Origin of the sequence: Leisingera sp. JC1, assembly GCF_001679925.1 — a bacterium.
GTDB lineage: Bacteria > Pseudomonadota > Alphaproteobacteria > Rhodobacterales > Rhodobacteraceae > Leisingera.
This window is the reverse complement of record NZ_LYUZ01000158.1, coordinates 23,871-40,281: the sequence shown is the minus strand read 5'-3', so window position 1 is coordinate 40,281 and position 16,411 is coordinate 23,871. Positions and strand designations below refer to the sequence as shown.

At 65.4% G+C, this 16,411-nt stretch carries 19 protein-coding genes; 10 read left to right on the top strand and 9 right to left on the bottom strand.

What is annotated here, in order from left to right:
• Positions 1-15 precede the first annotated feature (15 nt).
• Together A9D60_RS24540 and A9D60_RS24535 are read right to left on the bottom strand one after the other, a co-directional pair.
• Positions 16-210, bottom strand: a complete 195-nt coding sequence (locus A9D60_RS24540) for a histidinol phosphate aminotransferase (protein ID WP_065270009.1) — start codon at positions 208-210, stop codon at positions 16-18.
• 90 nt (positions 211-300) lie between these two features.
• The gene (locus A9D60_RS24535; RefSeq protein WP_065270008.1) at positions 301-1,410 is read right to left on the bottom strand and encodes a pyridoxal phosphate-dependent aminotransferase; all 1,110 of its coding nucleotides are present in this window, start codon (positions 1,408-1,410) and stop codon (positions 301-303) included.
• A 94-nt stretch (positions 1,411-1,504) separates the two neighbouring features.
• On the opposite strand from A9D60_RS24535, the gene A9D60_RS24530 reads away from it, so the two are divergent.
• From A9D60_RS24530 to A9D60_RS24515, 4 genes are all read left to right on the top strand, one after another.
• Entirely contained in the window at positions 1,505-2,575 is a 1,071-nt protein-coding gene (locus A9D60_RS24530; RefSeq protein WP_065270007.1) for an SMP-30/gluconolactonase/LRE family protein, read from the top strand.
• A 77-nt stretch (positions 2,576-2,652) separates the two neighbouring features.
• Entirely contained in the window at positions 2,653-3,438 is a 786-nt protein-coding gene (locus tag A9D60_RS24525; RefSeq protein ID WP_065270006.1) for a crotonase/enoyl-CoA hydratase family protein, read from the top strand.
• Positions 3,439-3,941: 503 nt separating this feature from the next.
• Positions 3,942-4,139 (top strand): hypothetical protein, encoded by a 198-nt coding sequence (locus A9D60_RS24520; protein WP_019296134.1) that lies wholly within the window; start codon positions 3,942-3,944, stop codon positions 4,137-4,139.
• Positions 4,136-4,414: a hypothetical protein gene (locus A9D60_RS24515; protein ID WP_241482671.1), complete on the top strand. Its 279-nt coding sequence runs from the start codon at positions 4,136-4,138 to the stop codon at positions 4,412-4,414. Before A9D60_RS24520 ends, A9D60_RS24515 begins: the two co-directional genes overlap by 4 nt.
• An 83-nt stretch (positions 4,415-4,497) precedes the next feature.
• On the opposite strand, the gene A9D60_RS24510 is transcribed toward A9D60_RS24515, so the two are convergent.
• The 3 genes from A9D60_RS24510 to A9D60_RS24500 all read right to left on the bottom strand — a co-directional run bounded on the left by A9D60_RS24510 (position 4,498) and on the right by A9D60_RS24500 (position 7,225).
• Positions 4,498-5,400 (bottom strand): fructose bisphosphate aldolase, encoded by a 903-nt coding sequence (locus A9D60_RS24510; protein WP_065270005.1) that lies wholly within the window; start codon positions 5,398-5,400, stop codon positions 4,498-4,500.
• Between the two features lie 80 nt (positions 5,401-5,480).
• A complete protein-coding gene (locus A9D60_RS24505) occupies positions 5,481-5,813 on the bottom strand; it encodes a J-domain-containing protein (RefSeq protein ID WP_065270004.1) in 333 nt (110 codons plus the stop codon).
• 41 nt (positions 5,814-5,854) lie between these two features.
• Positions 5,855-7,225, bottom strand: a complete 1,371-nt coding sequence (locus A9D60_RS24500; protein WP_065270003.1) for an aminotransferase-like domain-containing protein — start codon at positions 7,223-7,225, stop codon at positions 5,855-5,857.
• A 145-nt stretch (positions 7,226-7,370) separates the two neighbouring features.
• Here A9D60_RS24500 and A9D60_RS24495 point away from each other — a divergent pair, with 145 nt between their 5' ends.
• The gene (locus A9D60_RS24495; RefSeq protein ID WP_065270002.1) at positions 7,371-7,751 is read left to right on the top strand and encodes a DUF983 domain-containing protein; all 381 of its coding nucleotides are present in this window, start codon (positions 7,371-7,373) and stop codon (positions 7,749-7,751) included.
• A gap of 177 nt (positions 7,752-7,928) precedes the next feature.
• Here the strand turns inward: A9D60_RS24495 and A9D60_RS24490 are convergent, their stop codons facing one another.
• From A9D60_RS24490 to secG, 3 genes are all read right to left on the bottom strand, one after another.
• The gene (locus tag A9D60_RS24490; protein ID WP_141118053.1) at positions 7,929-8,240 is read right to left on the bottom strand and encodes a hypothetical protein; all 312 of its coding nucleotides are present in this window, start codon (positions 8,238-8,240) and stop codon (positions 7,929-7,931) included.
• A 144-nt stretch (positions 8,241-8,384) separates the two neighbouring features.
• Positions 8,385-10,028: a CTP synthase gene (locus A9D60_RS24485; protein ID WP_065270000.1), complete on the bottom strand. Its 1,644-nt coding sequence runs from the start codon at positions 10,026-10,028 to the stop codon at positions 8,385-8,387.
• Positions 10,029-10,200: 172 nt separating this feature from the next.
• Entirely contained in the window at positions 10,201-10,566 is a 366-nt protein-coding gene (gene secG / locus A9D60_RS24480; RefSeq protein WP_065269999.1) for a preprotein translocase subunit SecG, read from the bottom strand.
• A gap of 174 nt (positions 10,567-10,740) precedes the next feature.
• Here secG and nthA point away from each other — a divergent pair, with 174 nt between their 5' ends.
• From nthA to A9D60_RS24455, 5 genes are all read left to right on the top strand, one after another.
• On the top strand, positions 10,741-11,355 hold the full coding sequence (gene nthA / locus A9D60_RS24475; protein WP_065269998.1) for a nitrile hydratase subunit alpha: 615 nt from the start codon (positions 10,741-10,743) through the stop codon (positions 11,353-11,355).
• Positions 11,352-12,029: a nitrile hydratase subunit beta gene (gene nthB, locus A9D60_RS24470; protein ID WP_065269997.1), complete on the top strand. Its 678-nt coding sequence runs from the start codon at positions 11,352-11,354 to the stop codon at positions 12,027-12,029. The genes nthA and nthB overlap by 4 nt, the downstream gene beginning before the upstream one ends.
• Complete coding sequence (locus A9D60_RS24465; RefSeq protein ID WP_065269996.1) at positions 12,026-12,358, top strand: nitrile hydratase accessory protein; 333 nt, start codon at positions 12,026-12,028, stop codon at positions 12,356-12,358. The genes nthB and A9D60_RS24465 overlap by 4 nt, the downstream gene beginning before the upstream one ends.
• 724 nt (positions 12,359-13,082) lie before the next feature.
• Positions 13,083-14,396 carry an adenylosuccinate synthase gene (locus tag A9D60_RS24460; RefSeq protein ID WP_065269995.1) on the top strand — a complete coding sequence of 438 codons (1,314 nt, stop codon included), beginning with the start codon at positions 13,083-13,085 and terminating at the stop codon, positions 14,394-14,396.
• Positions 14,396-14,632 carry a DUF2842 domain-containing protein gene (locus A9D60_RS24455; protein ID WP_065269994.1) on the top strand — a complete coding sequence of 79 codons (237 nt, stop codon included), beginning with the start codon at positions 14,396-14,398 and terminating at the stop codon, positions 14,630-14,632. The genes A9D60_RS24460 and A9D60_RS24455 overlap by 1 nt, the downstream gene beginning before the upstream one ends.
• Positions 14,633-14,767: 135 nt before the next feature.
• On the opposite strand, the gene A9D60_RS26765 is transcribed toward A9D60_RS24455, so the two are convergent.
• Positions 14,768-16,411 (bottom strand): chemotaxis protein CheA (locus A9D60_RS26765; protein WP_254656794.1); only part of this gene is annotated, 1,644 nt, incomplete at its 5' end.

Sequence of the window (16,411 nt, the reverse complement as noted above, 5' to 3'; positions counted from 1 at the left end):
CGGTGCGTGCGGGCGTCACGCCTTTTGCGAGTTCAGCCGGATATCCAGCCTGGTGATGAAATGGTTGATCAGCACGGCCAGCACCAGCACCGGCACCAGCCCGTACATCACCCAGACCACAAAGAAGATCCACATCAGGTTGATGCCGGCAAACATGATCGCGGCGGTAAAGAAATCCGGCATGGCGTCCGGCAGTTCAGGGTCACGCATGACAATTCTCCCGGTGATACCCTTCGATGGTAGGCCAGGAGGGGTGAATGTCCGGTAAAACCGCCGCGATCAGATGGCCATAGGCGGGTTTCAGCCATCCCGTGCCATGGCCAGCGCCTTGGGCAGCGCCGCGGCAAAGGCCTCCATCTCCGCCTCAGGCCCGCAGCTCACCCTTATGCAGCGGTTCTGCGGTTCGGCAAAGGGCATCCGCACAAAGATCCCCTGATCCACCAGCCCGTCCAGCACCGCCTTGGCAAACGCGCCGTCACGCCCGCAGTCGATGGCCACGAAATTGGTGGCAGAGGGCAGGGCGGCCAGACCGTTCTCCGCCGCAATCTCCGCAATCCGCTCCCGCGCCGCTTCGATCTGCGCTAGCACCTGTGCCAGCCACACTTGATCCTGCAGCGCCGCCAGCGCCCCCGCCTGCGCCGCCCGGTTCATGCCGAAATGGTTGCGCACCTTGTTGAAGGCGGCAATCAGATCCACGTGACCGATGGCATAGCCCACCCGCGCCCCTGCCATTGCATAGGCCTTGGAGAAGGTCCGCATCCGGATCACCCGCACATCATCCGCACTGACCGGCGCCGCAGTGCCCTCCGGCGCGCATTCCACATAGGCCTCGTCCAGCAGCAAGAGGCACCCCTCGGGCAGATGCTCCAGCGCCGCCGCAATCTCAGCCCCCTTGTGCCAGCTGCCCATCGGGTTGTCCGGATTGGCCAGGTAGACGATCTTTGCATCCACCTCCGCCGCTTTGGCAAACAGCGCCTCAAAATCCTCGTGGTCGTCCTTGTAAGGCACCGTGTGGATCACCCCGCCAAAGCCCGCCACATGGTAGTTGAAGGTCGGATAAGCCCCCAGCGAGGTCACCACCGCATCGCCTGCGCCCACCAGCAGCCGCACCAGATACCCCAGCAGCCCGTCGATGCCCTCGCCGACGATGATATGCGCGGGACTTACCCCGTGATGCACCGCCAGCGCGTGGCGCGGATCATAGTTCTCCGCATCGCCGTATTTCCAGATCTCCGCCGCGGCCTGCGCCATCGCCTCCACCGCCCGGGGCGAGGGGCCGAAGATGTTCTCATTCGCCCCCAGCCGCGCGGCAAAGCCATGGCCGCGCGCGCGCTCCTGTGTCTCGGGGCCGACAAACGGCACGGTGGCAGGCAGGGATTGCGCAAGCGGGGTGTATCGGGGACCAGTCATGGCCGCAGATAAGCGCAAGCGCGGTCCCCGGGCAAGGCTTGCGTCACCGCCCCGCCCGGCGCAGTCTGCCCGCAGATTTCTAAGGGATTCTTTCATGCGCATTGTCCTGGCCCTGCTGGCCGCTGCTCTCGGCTACCTCCTGTTCTGGCCGGTGCCGGTCACCCCCATCGCCTATGATCCGCCCGCCGCTCCGGGCTTTACCGGCGAGTATGCCGAAAACAACGCCCTCGACGCGGCCGCGCTGGTCCAACTGCCGGACGGAGAGCTGGGGCCGGAAGACATCGCCCAAACCCCGGATGGCGCCATCTACACCACCAGCCTCGCAGGCAACCTCTACCGCATCGACGGGGATGAGCCGGTGCTGGCGGACAAACTCGGCGGCCGCCCGCTGGGGCTCAAGGCCGGCCCCGACGGCGCGCTCTACATCGCCGACAGCTTCCGCGGCATCCTGCGCTGGTCCGGCCCCGGCACGCTGGAGGTTGTGGCAGACAGCGTGGACGGCAGTCCCATCATCTATGCCAACCAGCTCGACGTGGCCCGCGACGGCACTGTCTACTTTTCCAACTCGTCGGACCGCTTCGACCCCGAAACCATGGGCGGCACCAAGCCCACCTCGATCCTGACCATCTGGGAGCAATCGGACACCGGCTACGTCGCCCGCATCCGCCCCGATGGCACTACGGAAAAACTCGCCACCGGCTTCGTCTACACCAATGGCATCGCCCTTTCACCAGACGGGGATTTCCTGCTGATCAACGAAACCGGCCGCACCCGCGTCCACCGTCTCTGGCTCAAGGGCGACCGCGCAGGCCAGCAGGAGGTGTTCCTCGATAACCTCCCCGGCTACCCCGACAATCTGGAGGCACAGGGCGACGGCACCTATTGGCTCGCCTTTGCCAGCCCGCGGGTGCCGTCGGAGAAACTGATGCCCTATCCCTTCCTGCGCAAGGTGATCTGGCGCCTCGGCCCGATGGTGCGCCCGGCCCCCATCCACCGCGGCATGCTGGTGCAGTTTGACGGCCAGGGCAAAATCCTGCGCAGCCTGCAGGACCCGGACGGCCGCCTCGGCGTCACCACCGGGGGCAAGGTGATGGACGGGCAGCTCTACGTGATGACCCTCGACTCGCCGTTCTTCGCCCGGATGCCGCTGACGCCGCGCCCCTGACCCTTCCCCCACGTTGGACTGGCACCTGTCCCGCATCCGGGGCAGGCTGAACCCAGATCATCAGCGGGGAAGAAACCATGAGCAGAGTCACCACCGGCTACAAGGACCACATCGCCTATGTCACGCTTGCCCGCCCGGACAAGCACAATGCGCTCGACGAGGAGATGATCGAGGCCATCATCGCCGCGGGCCAGGAGGTGGCCGCATCCGACGCCCGCGCGGTGGTGCTGTCCGGCGCCGGCAACAGCTTCTGCGCAGGTCTCGACATGGCCGCTCTGGCCGGCTTTGCGCAGCGCGACCTCAGCACCCTGATCATGGAACGCACCCATGAGGACGCCAACGCCTTCCAGGAGGTGGCGATGGTCTGGCGCCGGGTGCCGGTGCCGGTGATCGCGGCAATCCACGGCGCCTGTTTCGGCGGCGGCCTGCAGATCGCGCTGGGCGCCGACATCCGCATCGCCCACCCGGAGGCGCAGCTGTCGGTGATGGAGATGAAATGGGGCCTGATCCCCGACATGGGCGGCATGGCGCTCTTGCCGCGGCTGCTGCGCTCGGACGTACTGCGCCGCCTCACCTGGACGGCAGAGAAGGTGGCAGGCCCGCAGGCGCTCGACTGGGGGCTGGTCACCGAACTGGCGGGCAACCCGCTCAGCCGCGCCAATGAACTGGCGCATGAAATTGCCGCCAAAAGCCCCTCCGCCGTGCGTGCCGCCAAACGGCTGATCGCCTATGCTGAATCGGGTGCCTCCCAGGCGGAAGTGCTGCTGCGCGAAAGCGCCGAACAGCTCGATCTGATCGGCAAGCCCGATCAGATCGAGGCGGTGGCAGCCCAGCTGCAAAAACGCCCGCCGGACTTCACCTGACAGGCCGCACCGGGGCTGCCGGACCGCGGCCCCGGCGGCGCTCCTGCTGCTGCGGGACTGCGCCCGTTCAGCCCGGAAACCGCGCTCCTGCAGGTTTCATCTTTCCCCAAATACTCATGCCTTGCTGCCCGCCGGCCGATGCCGCTGGCGGGGTGCCGTGCCGCCACCGGAGAAGGCATTTACGCTCCGGTAACACTTTCGGATTCTGCAACAGCGGAATTTCGCCAAATTGTCTGGAACCCCCTTGCGGCAGGCGGGAAACCGCCGCCCGCCGGCGGGAAAATGCCGCGTAAAACCAGCGCCAATTCCTGTTAACTTTTTGGCAACATCTGGGGGCGAATTCTGCCTTCAGCAGGGCGCAAGAATGGCCAATCCAGCATCTGGAAATCTGCTGACCGGCAGCCCGGCGGGCGGCCGGGTGGCCGCTTGCACCCTGGGGAATGCAATAGAACCGGCGGCGGCGGAGACGGGCCAATGCCGGACTTCAGAAAGGAGTGAGGCTGATGCAACTGGTGCAGAAGAAGTGGTTCATCCTGTTTGAAAGCGGCGGCCTGCTGTCCCGGACCGGGGACCGGATCACCTATTTCTATGACGAGGCGCTGAGCTTCGGAGACCGCGAGGAGGCGCAGCGCTACCTGGCAGTTAACGAGAACAAGGTCAGCTACACGGGGCTGCGCCCCTCGCTGACCCAGGCGGCGTGAGCGGTTGGCTCGCCGCCAGCCGCACGGCGGAACGGCTGGCCGTCAGCGACGGAAAGATGCCTAGGTCCGCACGCTGGCTGCTGGCGCTGACGGGGGTGGTGATCTCCGCCTCGGCGCTGATCTTCTGGGCCTGGCTCGGCGGTGCGGGCCAGGCGCCGGAGGACCAGCCGGGGTGGTTCACCCTCACCGCGCTGCGCTTCTTCTGGCTGCCCTTCCTCAGCGGTGCGGGGCTGGTGCTGGCAGTCTGCTGCGCCGGGCGCAACAACGGCTACTGACACGGCCCAACCAGGAAAGGCCCAACAGAAAAGGCCGCGCCCGGGTGCAGGCGCGGCCTTCTCAATGTCAGCTCTGCAAAGCCTTACAGCGAGGCGTCGTAGATCTTGCCGATGTTGGCGCCCAGGGCCGCGTCATAATCCGCATCGGACATGGCAACGTTCAGCCCCTCGGTCAGCGCACGGCTGAAGGAAGCGATCATCTTGGCGTTCTGCGCCAGGCGCGCGCAGGCGTCGTCGGTGGTGTAGCCGCCGGACAGCGCCACAACCCGGACCACATTGGCGTGATCGGCCAGATCGTCGTACAGCCCGGCCTGGGTCGGGATGGTCAGCTTCAACGCCACTTTGCTGTCCGCGGGCAGCGCATCCAGCTGTGCCTTGATCTCCGCTTTCAGGAGCGCTTCGGCCTCGGCTTTGGTGGCAGAGTTGATGTCCACTTCCGGCTCGATGATCGGCACCAGGCCCGCGGCCACGATCTGCTGGCCCACCTCGAACTGCTGGGCAACAACCGCCTTGATGCCCTCGGCATTGGCTTCCTTGATGACCGAACGCATCTTGGTGCCGAAGATGCCTTTGTCGTTGGCCCGCGCCAGCAGCGCGTCCAGCTCCGGCATCGGCTTCATCATCTGCACGCCGTTGGCCTCATCGGCCAGGCCCTTGTCCACCTTCAGGAACGGCACCACGCCGCAGTTGCCCCACAGGAAATCCGCGGTCGGCTTGCCGTCGATCTCGCCGTCCATGGTCTTCTCGAACAGGATCGCGCCCAGGATGCGCTCCTTGCCGAAGCTCGGCGAGGTGATGATGCGGGTGCGCATCTTGTGGATCTCGGCGAACATCTCGTCGTCGTTCGAATAGGCGTCCTCGTTCACGCCATAAAGCGCCAGCGCCTTCGGGGTCGAGCCGCCGGACTGGTCCAGCGCGGCAATGAAGCCTTTGCCGGTTGCAATGCGGTCGAGTTGTTCCTGCCGTGTGGAAGCGTCATTGGCCATAATGCGTCACTCTTCTTTGGAATGGTCGGTCTTGGCGCTGTCTATACCGCGAATCCGGCGGGAAACAACTGGGTGTTGCGCTAACGGAAGAAGGATTTCCGCGCATCCCGCGCCATGTTGTAGCGCATTTCCAGATCGGAGATCCGCGCCATTGCCGCCTTGCGTGCCTCCGGATCGGTCAATCCGGCGTAATCCCTGCGCGCCTCAGCCAGCTGTTCCTTCAGTGCGAACTCCTCCGGCACCACGCCGGCCTGCGCCATGATCCGCATTCCGGCGGCCAGTCCGGCGTCCACATGCGCCTCGCTGCTGCGGTCGGGCAGCGGCTTGCCTTCGCCCTCCAGGCCCTGCAGCTGCCCCTCGGCCTGGGCCTTGGCCAGCTGGCGTTCAATCAGGTTGCGGAAGGCGCGGATCATGCGGGCTCCTGTGGTTGCGGCAGCAGCATATCAGCCGCCGCTCAGCCCAGCCAGTCCTTGCGGGTGACGGCATCGTTCAGCGCCAGCAGGTCTTCGCGCAGGTCCGCCAATGTGATCGGCCCGCCCAGGCACACCCGCACCGCTTCCTGCGGCAGACCGGAGACAGTGAAGGCATCGCTGGGCATGATGCCGATCTGGCGGCCCGCCATGCGGCCCATCACCTCGGCCCGGCTGGTGCCCCGCGGCAGGCTGAGCCACAGGTTGAAGGCCAGCGGATCGCTGTCGATGAAACACCCTTGCAGCACCTCCGCCGCCAGCGCCTGCCGCTGTGCCGCGGCTTTGCGGATGAACCGCTGGATCTCCGCCGCGGTTCCATCCTCTATCCAGCGTCCCAAGAGCGCCAGGTTCAGGGGCGACACCATCACATGCATCGACCTCAGCGCCTGGCTGAACTGTCCCAGCAGCGCGCGTTTCGGCACTGTGGCATAGGCCAGCCGCAGCCCGGCGCCGAAGCATTTGGAGAGGCCGGCGATGTGCCAGCCCAGATCGGGGATCAGGCTGCTGATTGCCGCCGGCGCGCCATTGTCGACAAAGCAATAGGCGTCATCCTCGATCAGCGGCAGCTCATGCTTGCGCAGCACCGCGGCAATCTCCTGGCGCCGCTTGGCCGGAATGGTCCGCGTCGAGGGGTTCTGCAGGGTGGGGTTGAGATACAGCGCCGCGGGCCAGTCGCCGGTGATGGCCTGCTCCAGTGCCGCTGGCAGGATGCCGTCCTTGTCGCCCTCCAGCCCGATCAGCCGGAGCCCCAGCCGCGCCGCGATGGAACGCAGCCCGGGATAGGTCACTTGCTCGCACAGCACGGTGGACCCCGGTTCGCACAGGACTGTCAGAATTGCATAGAGGCTGGCATGGGCCCCGGGGGTGATCACCAGCCGGTCCGCGGCGCAGTCCAGCCCGTTGGCCTGCATCCACTCTGCCGCCAGCGCCCGGTCCTGCGGGCTGCCGGTCACCGACTGGTAGCGCAGCAGCGGCACCAGGTTGGCAGCGACATGCTCCAGCCCCTTCTGCATCCGCGCCAGCAGCGCCGGATCATCCGGTTCCGGCGGCATGTTCATCATCGGGTCTTCTTCCAGCGCCCGGCGCGGGTCGGGGCGTTCCGGCAGCGCCTCCCGGCTGCGCACAAAGGTGCCGCGGCCGACAAAGCTCTCGATATAGCCGCGCCGCACCGCTTCGGCGTAGCCCCGCGACACGGTGGAGAAATCCACCCCCAGCTCCTGCGCCACCCGCCGCTGCGGCGGCAGCCGGTCGCCGGGGGACAGCACGCCTGCGTCGATGTCAGCGCCGATTGCCTCGGCCAGTTCAATGTAGCGCGGCCGGGCGCCGTCCAGACGGGCAGGGGTCCATTGTGTCATCGTCGGGTCTCCGCACAGGCTTTGTGTCGTGATTGATTGGTTCAATGCAGGAATGCGGCAATAAATGCAATATCAATGTTTCCATATTGATTGCATTCAATCCGGGAATCGCGCTATCAGGCTGCGGAACCGAAGGAGACGCGCGATGACCCAAGCGGACGTGTTGCAGACTGAGCAGCGGGAGCTGAAGCCCGCCTTGTGGAAGGGGCTGCGGCTGCGCTGCCCGAACTGCGGCGGGGGCAAGCTCTTGCACAGCTATCTCAAGGTGAACGACAGCTGCACCGAGTGCGGCCAGGAGCTGCACCACCAGCGCGCCGACGACGGCCCGGCCTATCTGACCATCCTGGTGGTGGGCCACATCCTCGGCTTTGCGCTGCACATCGTCTACACCCAGCTGCGCCCGGACCCCTGGACATTGGCGATCATCATGTCGGTGATCACTGTGGGGGCCTCGCTGCTGATGCTGCCGCGGATGAAGGGTCTGGTGGTGGCCTATCAATGGGCCAAGCGGATGCACGGCTTCTGAGCCGGGAAAAAAACCATTCAATCGAAATGCAAAAGGCGGGCCAGCGGCCCGCCTTTTTCTGTATTCTCCCTGCGCCGCCTTGGCGGCGCCGGGCCCAACGGGAGTGGATCACTCCCTATGTGATCCGGGACGGGCGGGAGAACCTTCGTGCACCGCCTCCGGTCCCGGGAAAATCGCCTACTTCCCGCAATAGTCAGCGGTGACTGCGATGACCCGTTTGTCCTGAAAATAAAGGATCTGACCGTTCTGGACCATGCCATTCAGCGCATTGGTTACACGACGGCCGGTTGTAATGTTGTTCTTGATGAACACGGGTTCCCACTCGCTGGCTTGCAATACGCATTTCGGCGGGTTCACGCGCCCCAGTTGCAGCGCAAGTTCGGGAAAGCCATTTGCTGCGCTTTCATTCAGATCCGAGTACTTCGGGTCAACGTCCATACATGCCGCTGTAAGAAGAACGGCGCTCAAGCCAATTGCTGCCTTTTTCAATGTAAGTTCCTTAAAGCCAGTGAAAAAATCAGGATGATGGATGTCAGGTAGTAGAGGCGCAGTTCGGAAACTACAACTTCAAACTAAAAAAGCGGGCCATTGGCCCGCCCTTGCAATTTCTTTCCGGCACTCCCGGCCCGGTGGTCAGACCAGCCGCGAGGCGTCCTTGGCCGCGCGGACGAAATCGTCGAACAGCGGGTGCGGCGCGAATGGTTTGGATTTCAGCTCCGGGTGGAACTGCACGCCGATGAACCACGGGTGGTCTTTCCACTCCACGATTTCCGGCAGGCGGCCGTCCGGCGACATGCCGGAGAAGGTGAGGCCGCATTCTTCCAGCTGCGCGCGGTACTTGGTGTCGACCTCATAGCGGTGGCGGTGGCGCTCCTCGATATGGGTGCTGCCATAGACTTCCGCGACCTTGGAGCCTTCCTCCAGCGCTGCGTCATAGGCGCCGAGCCGCATGGTGCCGCCCTTGTCGTCGCCCACTTTGCGCTCGACGGTCATGTTGCCCTGCACCCATTCCTTGAGGTGATAGACAACCGGCTCGAACCGTTTCTTGCCGGCCTCGTGGTCGAACTCCTCCGACCCCGCCTCGGCAATGCCCGCCACGTTGCGCGCGGCCTCGATCACCGCCATCTGCATGCCGAGGCAGATGCCGAGATACGGCACCTTGTTCTCGCGCGCGTATTGCGCCGCCTTGATCTTGCCTTCGGTGCCGCGCTCGCCAAAGCCGCCGGGCACCAGGATCGCGTGGTAGCCCTGCAGGTAGGGGGCGGCGTCGTCCTTGTCGAACAGCTCCGCATCGACCCATTCGATCGAGACCTTGACGCGGTTCGACATGCCGCCGTGGGTCAGCGCCTCGGCCACCGATTTATAGGCGTCTTCCAGCTGGGTGTATTTGCCGACGATGGCCACCTTGACCTCGCCTTCGGGGTTGTAGATGCGGTCGGCCACATCTTCCCAGCGCTCCAGGTTCGGTTTCGGGGCAGGGGCGATGCCGAAGGCATCCAGCACCGCCTGGTCGAGGCCCTCGCGGTGGTAGGCCAGCGGCGCCTCGTAGATGGATTTCAGGTCCTGCGCGGCAATCACGGAGTCGGCGCGCACGTTGCAGAACAGCGCCAGTTTTTCGCGCTCCTTGACCGGGATCGGCCCCTCGGAGCGGCAGACCAGGATGTCGGGCGCCAGGCCGATGGAGCGAAGCTCCTTCACGGAGTGCTGGGTCGGCTTGGTCTTCAGCTCGCCGGAGGCCTTGATATAGGGCAGCAGGGTCAGGTGCATGAAGATGCATTCGCCGCGCGGCTTGTCCTGGGCGAACTGGCGGATCGCCTCGAAGAAGGGCAGGCCCTCGATATCGCCGACAGTGCCGCCGATCTCGCAGAGCATGAAGTCGACCTCATCTTCGCCGATGGAGATGAAGTCCTTGATTTCGTTGGTGACGTGCGGAATGACTTGGATGGTCTTGCCAAGGTAGTCGCCGCGGCGCTCCTTCTCCAGCACGTTGGTGTAGATGCGGCCGGAGGAGATCGAGTCGGTCTTGCGCGCCGGAACCCCGGTGAAACGCTCGTAATGGCCGAGGTCGAGGTCGGTCTCTGCGCCGTCGTCGGTGATGAACACCTCGCCGTGCTCAAACGGGCTCATGGTGCCCGGATCGACGTTCAGATAGGGGTCCAGCTTGCGCAGGCGGACCGAGTAGCCGCGTGCTTGCAGCAATGCGCCCAGTGCAGCGGACGCCAGGCCTTTGCCCAGGGATGAAACAACACCGCCAGTGATGAAGATAAAACGCGCCATATGTGTTCGGCTGCCCCCGTGAGAAGTCAGATTTCAGCTGCCCGGCGGTGATTGGAATCAGTCCAAAAACCGCAGCATCACGGGACTTCATATATAAAGGATTCGCACGAAATGCGCAAGGGAACCGCAAGATGCTGTTGCGGTTCCTAAAACCCTCTCAAGGTGTAGTGGATCAGTCTGCGCTGGGAACCAGCGGAGCGTTGTCGCCCTCGGCGGGCGGCAGAAGATCGCTGCCAAGCGCCGGAACTGCCGGAGCCTCGCCGCTTTCCTCGGTTTGCGGCACGCCGATGCGGTCCGCAACAGAGGAGCCCGCGGATTTCTGCGCGGCCATGATGGTCAGGGTGATCGAGGTGCAGATGAAGGCGATGGCCAGAACCCAGGTGATCTTGCCAAGTGCGGTTGCTGCCGCGCGGCCGGAGATCGCGCCGCCGCCGCCGCCGCCCATGCCCAGGCCGCCGCCCTCGGAGCGCTGCAGCAGAACCACGGCAATGAGGCCGAGAGCCAGAAGAAGATGGATGATCAGAACAACGTTTTCCATGGGTCCCTGCGGCGGTTGGCTAAGTACCGGGCGGTAAATAGGCAAGATTGCCCGGGGGGGCAAGGGCGGAGTTGCAGGCTGTTCTGCGAACCGGTCCCGGACGTCACGCAACGTGATTGTTTGCATCAGGAAACGTGACTGGACAGAAGCCCCCGCACGGGAGCAGCATGGGGTATGCCTCATGACCATTCCGACCACCCGCACGCCCTTTTGCCGCCCGATCCTGCCCTGCGGGTGAAGGCGCTGGAAACGATTCTGACCGAGAAAGGCCTGATCGATCCCGCCGCGCTGGAGGAGATCATCGACACCTATCAGAACAGGATCGGCCCGCAGAACGGCGCAAGGGTGGTGGCCAGGGCGTGGAGTGATCCGGACTTCAAGGAGGCGCTGCTGGCGGATGCCGATCCGGTGCTGGCGGACCTCGGATACTACGGCCGCCAAGGAGAGCATATGGTGGTGGTGGAGAACACGCCCCAGCAGCACAATATGGTCGTCTGCACCTTATGCAGCTGCTACCCGTGGCCGCTCCTGGGCATTCCGCCGGGGTGGTACAAGTCCGACGCCTACCGCGCCCGCGCAGTGCGGGAGCCGCGCAAGGTGCTGGCGGAGTTCGGAGTGACCTTGCCCGAGGGAAGCGCGGTGCGGGTCTGGGATTCGACCGCCGAAGTCCGCTATCTGGTGCTGCCGGTGCGGCCTGAGGGTACAGAAGGAATGAGCGAGGACGATCTGGCGGCGCTGGTGACTCGTGACAGCATGATCGGCACGGGATTGGCGAAGGTGCCGGCATGACCCGGGTGCATGACATGGGCGGGCGATTCGGTGACGGGCCGGTGAAGCCTGAGGCTGAGGACGCGCCGGTTTTTGCCGAGGACTGGCACGCCCGCGCGCTGGCGGTGACGCTGGCCTGCGGTGCGCTGGGTCAGTGGAATATCGACACCTCGCGCCATGCGCGGGAGAGGCTGTCACCCAAGGATTACACGCGGTTTTCCTATTACGAGAAATGGATCTCTGCGCTGGCGGACCTGCTGGTCGAGAAGGGGGTGCTGACGCGCGAAGACCTTGCAGGGCAGGGCGCGACCGGGCTGCATGCGCTGGCGGAGCGGGCCTTGAAGGCGGAGAACGTGGCTGCCGCGCTGGCCAAGGGCGGACCGGCCAGCCGTGAGGGCGGGCCGAAGCCGCGGTTCACGCCGGGGCAGGCGGTGCGGGCGCGAATCCCCGCGGATAATGCACTGGTGGAGGGCGGCCACACCCGGCTGCCGCAATACGCCGCGGGCGCGCAGGGCTATATCCTGCGGCTGCATGGCACCCATGTATTCCCCGACAGCAGCGCCCATGGGCTGGGCGAGGCGCCGGAGCCGCTTTATGCGGTGCGGTTTCATGCCAGCTCCTTGTGGGCGCACCCTGAACATCCGGAGGATGAGGTGGTGCTGGACCTGTGGCAGAGCTATCTGGAGCCGCTATGAGCCTCTGTCCCGAAGTATCCGTGCCGGAGCCGGTTTTTGCCGAACCCTGGCACGCGCAAGTCTTTGCGCTGACTGTGCATCTGAATGAAGCGGGGCGATTCAGCTGGGGCGAGTGGGTGGAGCGGTTTTCGGCCACGTTGAAACGCCATGGGTTGAGCCGGGAACTGGACGGCGGCGAGGATTACTTCCGCGCCTGGCTGGAAACGCTGGAGGTGTTTCTGGCGGAACAGGGCGCGGCCTCGCCAGCAGAGGCGGAAGTGATGCGCAGCCGCTGGGAAGAGGCGTATCTGAGCACCCCGCATGGCGCGCCGGTGCATCTGCGCGGCTGAAGGCGCGCAGCTTTGGCCGCCGGGGCCGCTTGCGGGCCGGGGCGGTTTTGCCTTGCCGTGTCTGTTGCTTCGTTTCCGTCTTTGCGCTGTGTCCCAATTAAGGGGGCGGCGCCGCCGGGGTGGAGTTGGACAGACCCCGCCGGGGGCCTGCTCGGACAGGATATCCTGGACGCCCCCCTTTTTATCAGGGCCGGTCTCCGGGTGTTGCCCATTCAGCCGCACAGATGCCTGGGCCTCGTATCATGGCCCCGCGCGCGGGAACCATGGCTGGGGGATCGCGATCTGATTGCAGTGTGGCATCAGGGGGTGAGGATCGCGTGAACGGGGCGTACGGTGGGTGCGCAACACCCTGCATAGAGAAATACCATCCGCCCGGAACAAGGCGCGCAGCGCCGCCGGGCAGAGCCCGTCCGCCCCCACGGGCGGGCTCTTCTGCAAGGGAGAGTTTCAAATCTGAACTGGGGAAGTGGTGGAGGAATAAACTGCCATGCACTTCTGTACCGCCGCCAGCCCGCGGACGGTCTCTGCCCGGCTGTGTGGACGCCTTCAGTAAACGGGAATCAGCGGCAAGCCGGCGCATTCGCGCCCGCCCAGGCAGGCGCAGCCCTCTGCGATTGAGCGAAAACCTTGGCTAAGCCTTCTCCTGCGGCGAATTTGCGGTTCCCCTGCCTGCGCAGCATCGCTATATGAGCGTGGGTTTGAACCAGACTGTAAAGGACCGGATATGGCCAATGTCGTCGTAGTCGGCGCCCAGTGGGGCGACGAGGGTAAAGGCAAGATCGTGGATTGGCTGAGCGAGCGCGCTGACGTGATCGCCCGCTTCCAGGGCGGCCACAACGCCGGCCACACGCTGGTCATTGACGGCAAGGTCTACAAGCTGCACGCGCTGCCCTCGGGTGTGGTGCGCGGCGGCAAGCTGTCGGTCATCGGCAATGGCGTGGTGCTGGATCCCTGGCACCTGCTGAAGGAAATCGAAACGGTCCGCGAACAGGGTGTCGAGATCACCCCCGAAACGCTGATGATCGCCGAGAACACGCCGCTGATCCTGCCGCTGCATGGCGAGCTGGACCGGGCGCGCGAGGAAGCGGCCTCCAAGGGCACCAAGATCGGCACCACCGGCCGCGGCATCGGCCCGGCTTATGAGGACAAGGTGGGCCGCCGTGCGGTCCGCGTGGCCGACCTGGCGGATGAGGCGACCCTGGTGGCCCGCGTCGACCGGGCGCTGCAGCACCATGACCCGCTGCGCAAGGGCCTGGGCGTCGATCCCATCGACCGCGATGCGCTGATCGAGCAGCTGAAGGAGATCGCGCCGAAGATCCTGCCCTATGCGGCGCCGGTCTGGAAGGTGCTGAACGAGAAGCGCAAGGCGGGCAAGCGGATCCTGTTCGAAGGCGCCCAGGGCGCGCTGCTGGACATCGATTTCGGCACCTACCCGTTTGTGACCTCCTCGAACGTGATTGCGGGCCAGGCGGCCACCGGCGTCGGCATCGGCCCGGGCTCGATCGATTACGTGCTGGGCATCGTCAAGGCCTATACCACCCGCGTCGGCGAAGGCCCGTTCCCGACCGAATTGCTGAAGGAAGACGGCACCCCGGATGCGGATGGCGAGCGCCTGGGCACCCGCGGCCATGAGTTCGGCACCACCACCGGCCGTCAGCGCCGCTGCGGCTGGTTTGATGCGGCGCTGGTGCGCCAGACCTGCGCCACCTCCGGCATCAAGGGCATCTGCCTGACCAAGCTGGACGTTCTGGACGGGTTTGAAACCCTGAAGATCTGCACCGGCTATGACCTCGACGGCGAGCATCTGGATTACCTGCCGACCGCGGCTGATCAGCAGGCCCGCTGCAAGCCGGTCTATGAGGAAATGCCGGGCTGGAGCGAGTCGACCGAAGGCGCCCGCAGCTGGAACGATCTGCCGGCCAATGCGATCAAATACGTGAAGCGCGTGGAAGAGCTGATCGAATGCCCGGTTGCACTGCTGTCCACCAGCCCGGAGCGGGACGACACCATCCTGGTGACCGACCCGTTCGCCGACTGATGGCAGAGAAGCAAGGCCTGAGCTACAAGGCCCGGCGGCGCTGGGCCCTGGTCATCCTGCTGGTCGGGATGCCGGTTTATATCGTGGCTGCGGTCACGGTGATGAACTGGCTGGACCGGCCGCCGCTGTGGCTGGAGCTGATCGTCTATGTGGCGCTGGGCATTGTCTGGGTGCTGCCGTTCAAGTTCGTGTTCCGCGGCGTCGGCAAGGAAGACCCGGACGCCAAGGACCAGTAAGGGGAGGGGCGCTGCCCCTCTTGACCTTTCGGCCAATTCACCCCGGAGTATTTCCGCAAAGGTGAATAGCGGTCTGGTTTGAAATGAAAAAAGGCGGCCTTGCGGGGCCGCCTTTTCTGTTGGTCTGCAGGCTGTTCAGCCTGCGGCGCGTTTGCCGGGCTTGAAGCCGATGTCGCCGGAGGCGGTGAACTTGCCATTGCCGGAGCGTTCGATTTTGCCGTCGCGCAGCAGCTGGCCGAAGGAGCGCAGCCCGTCCTCGCGGTTGAAGCCTTCGCTGCCGGCGCTGCGCACCGTGTTCATCAGTTGCGGGCGCGAGAAGTGGTCGCGGCCTTCGACAAAGCTCATATAGGCCGCGGCGGCCTCCAGCAGCTCATGCAGTTCGGCGGCACCGCGTTCTTCGGCGTAGGCCGCAAAGCCGCTGCTGTCGCCGTCGGTTCCGGCAGCGAGCACACCTGCGGAGACCCGGCGCGGGCGGATCGGTTGCGGCTGTTGCTGTTCGGCGCCGTCGTCGATGCGCTGTTCTGCCACCAGTTTCAGCGGCGCAGGCCGGGCTGCAGGGCTGGCCGGGCGTTCCGAGGCGGCCTGACGGGATTCGGGGCGGCGCGGGCGCACCACGCTGGCCAGGTCGTCGCGGTAAGGCTTGGCATCGTCGCCTGCGGTTTCGCTGCCCGCAGCGCCGGCCTTGGTGGCGGCGACGGCAGCGCGCAGCTGGCTGTAAGCCTCGCGCGAGGAAGCGGTTTCCGGGTCTTCCAGTTTCTCGTCGGCGGCGGCCATCAGGCGGGAGACATCGCTGTCGGCCAGCCCGGCAGCTGCCGGTTCCGCTGTGTCCTCTGCGGCGGTCTCTTCATCGGGCGCTTCCTCAGTGGCGGGCTGTTCGGAGGCGGCAAGGATTTCCGCTTCCACCTCGGCCAGTTCGCGCATCAGGTCGGCCTCGTCCTCTTCCGAGAGGGCGGTCTGTGCCGCTTCGGCAGCTGCGGAATCTTCAGTTTCCTCCTCCGCTTCCTGCAGCTGGCCCGAGGCAAGCGCCTCGTCGAAAACGGCGCGCTTGATCTTGGTGATGCGGACGCGGGCCGGAGCCGGGGCGGGCGGCTCATCTTCTTCGCCGCCGGCCGGCAGAATGCTGCTGTCTTCCGCGGCCGCATCTGCGCTGTCCGCTTCGGCTTCCGGGGCGTCATCGGAGAGGCCGGAGAAAATTCCGTCTTCTGCTTCGTCCTCTTCCGCTTCCCCCTCATCTTCGGCCGCCTCTTCAGCTTCGGCGGTGTCCTCAGCGTCTGCTTCAGCAGCGGCGGAGTTCAGGTCCAGGCGGTCCAGGGCGCGGGCGATTTCGTCGTCGCCTTCGTCATCGAATTCAGACGCGCCGTCGTCTTCCAGCAGGGCGGCGGAGATGTCCTCTTCGGCGCCTTCCAGCACGTCGTCGGCGTGCTCGTCCTCGCTGAAGTCTTCCTCCGGGGTCTGCGCAACCACGGCGCGGATGCGCTGCAGCTTGGCGGCGATGCTGTCGGCTGCGGGGGAAGCTGCGGGGGCTTCGGCCTCAACCGCTTCTGCTTCGTCCTCTGCTTCGGTGAAGCCGGCCTCGGATTCGGTCACTTCCAGCAGTTCGACGGCGGGCGCGGGCTCTTCTTCGCTTGCGGTTCCCAGCACAGCTGCGATGGCTTCTTCGGCTTCGGCTTCGGCTTCGGCTTCGGCTTCGGCTTCGGCTTCGGCTTCGGCTTCGGCTTCGGCTTCGGCTTCGGCTTCGGCTTCGGCTTCGGCTTCGGCTTCGGCTTCGGCTTCGGCTTC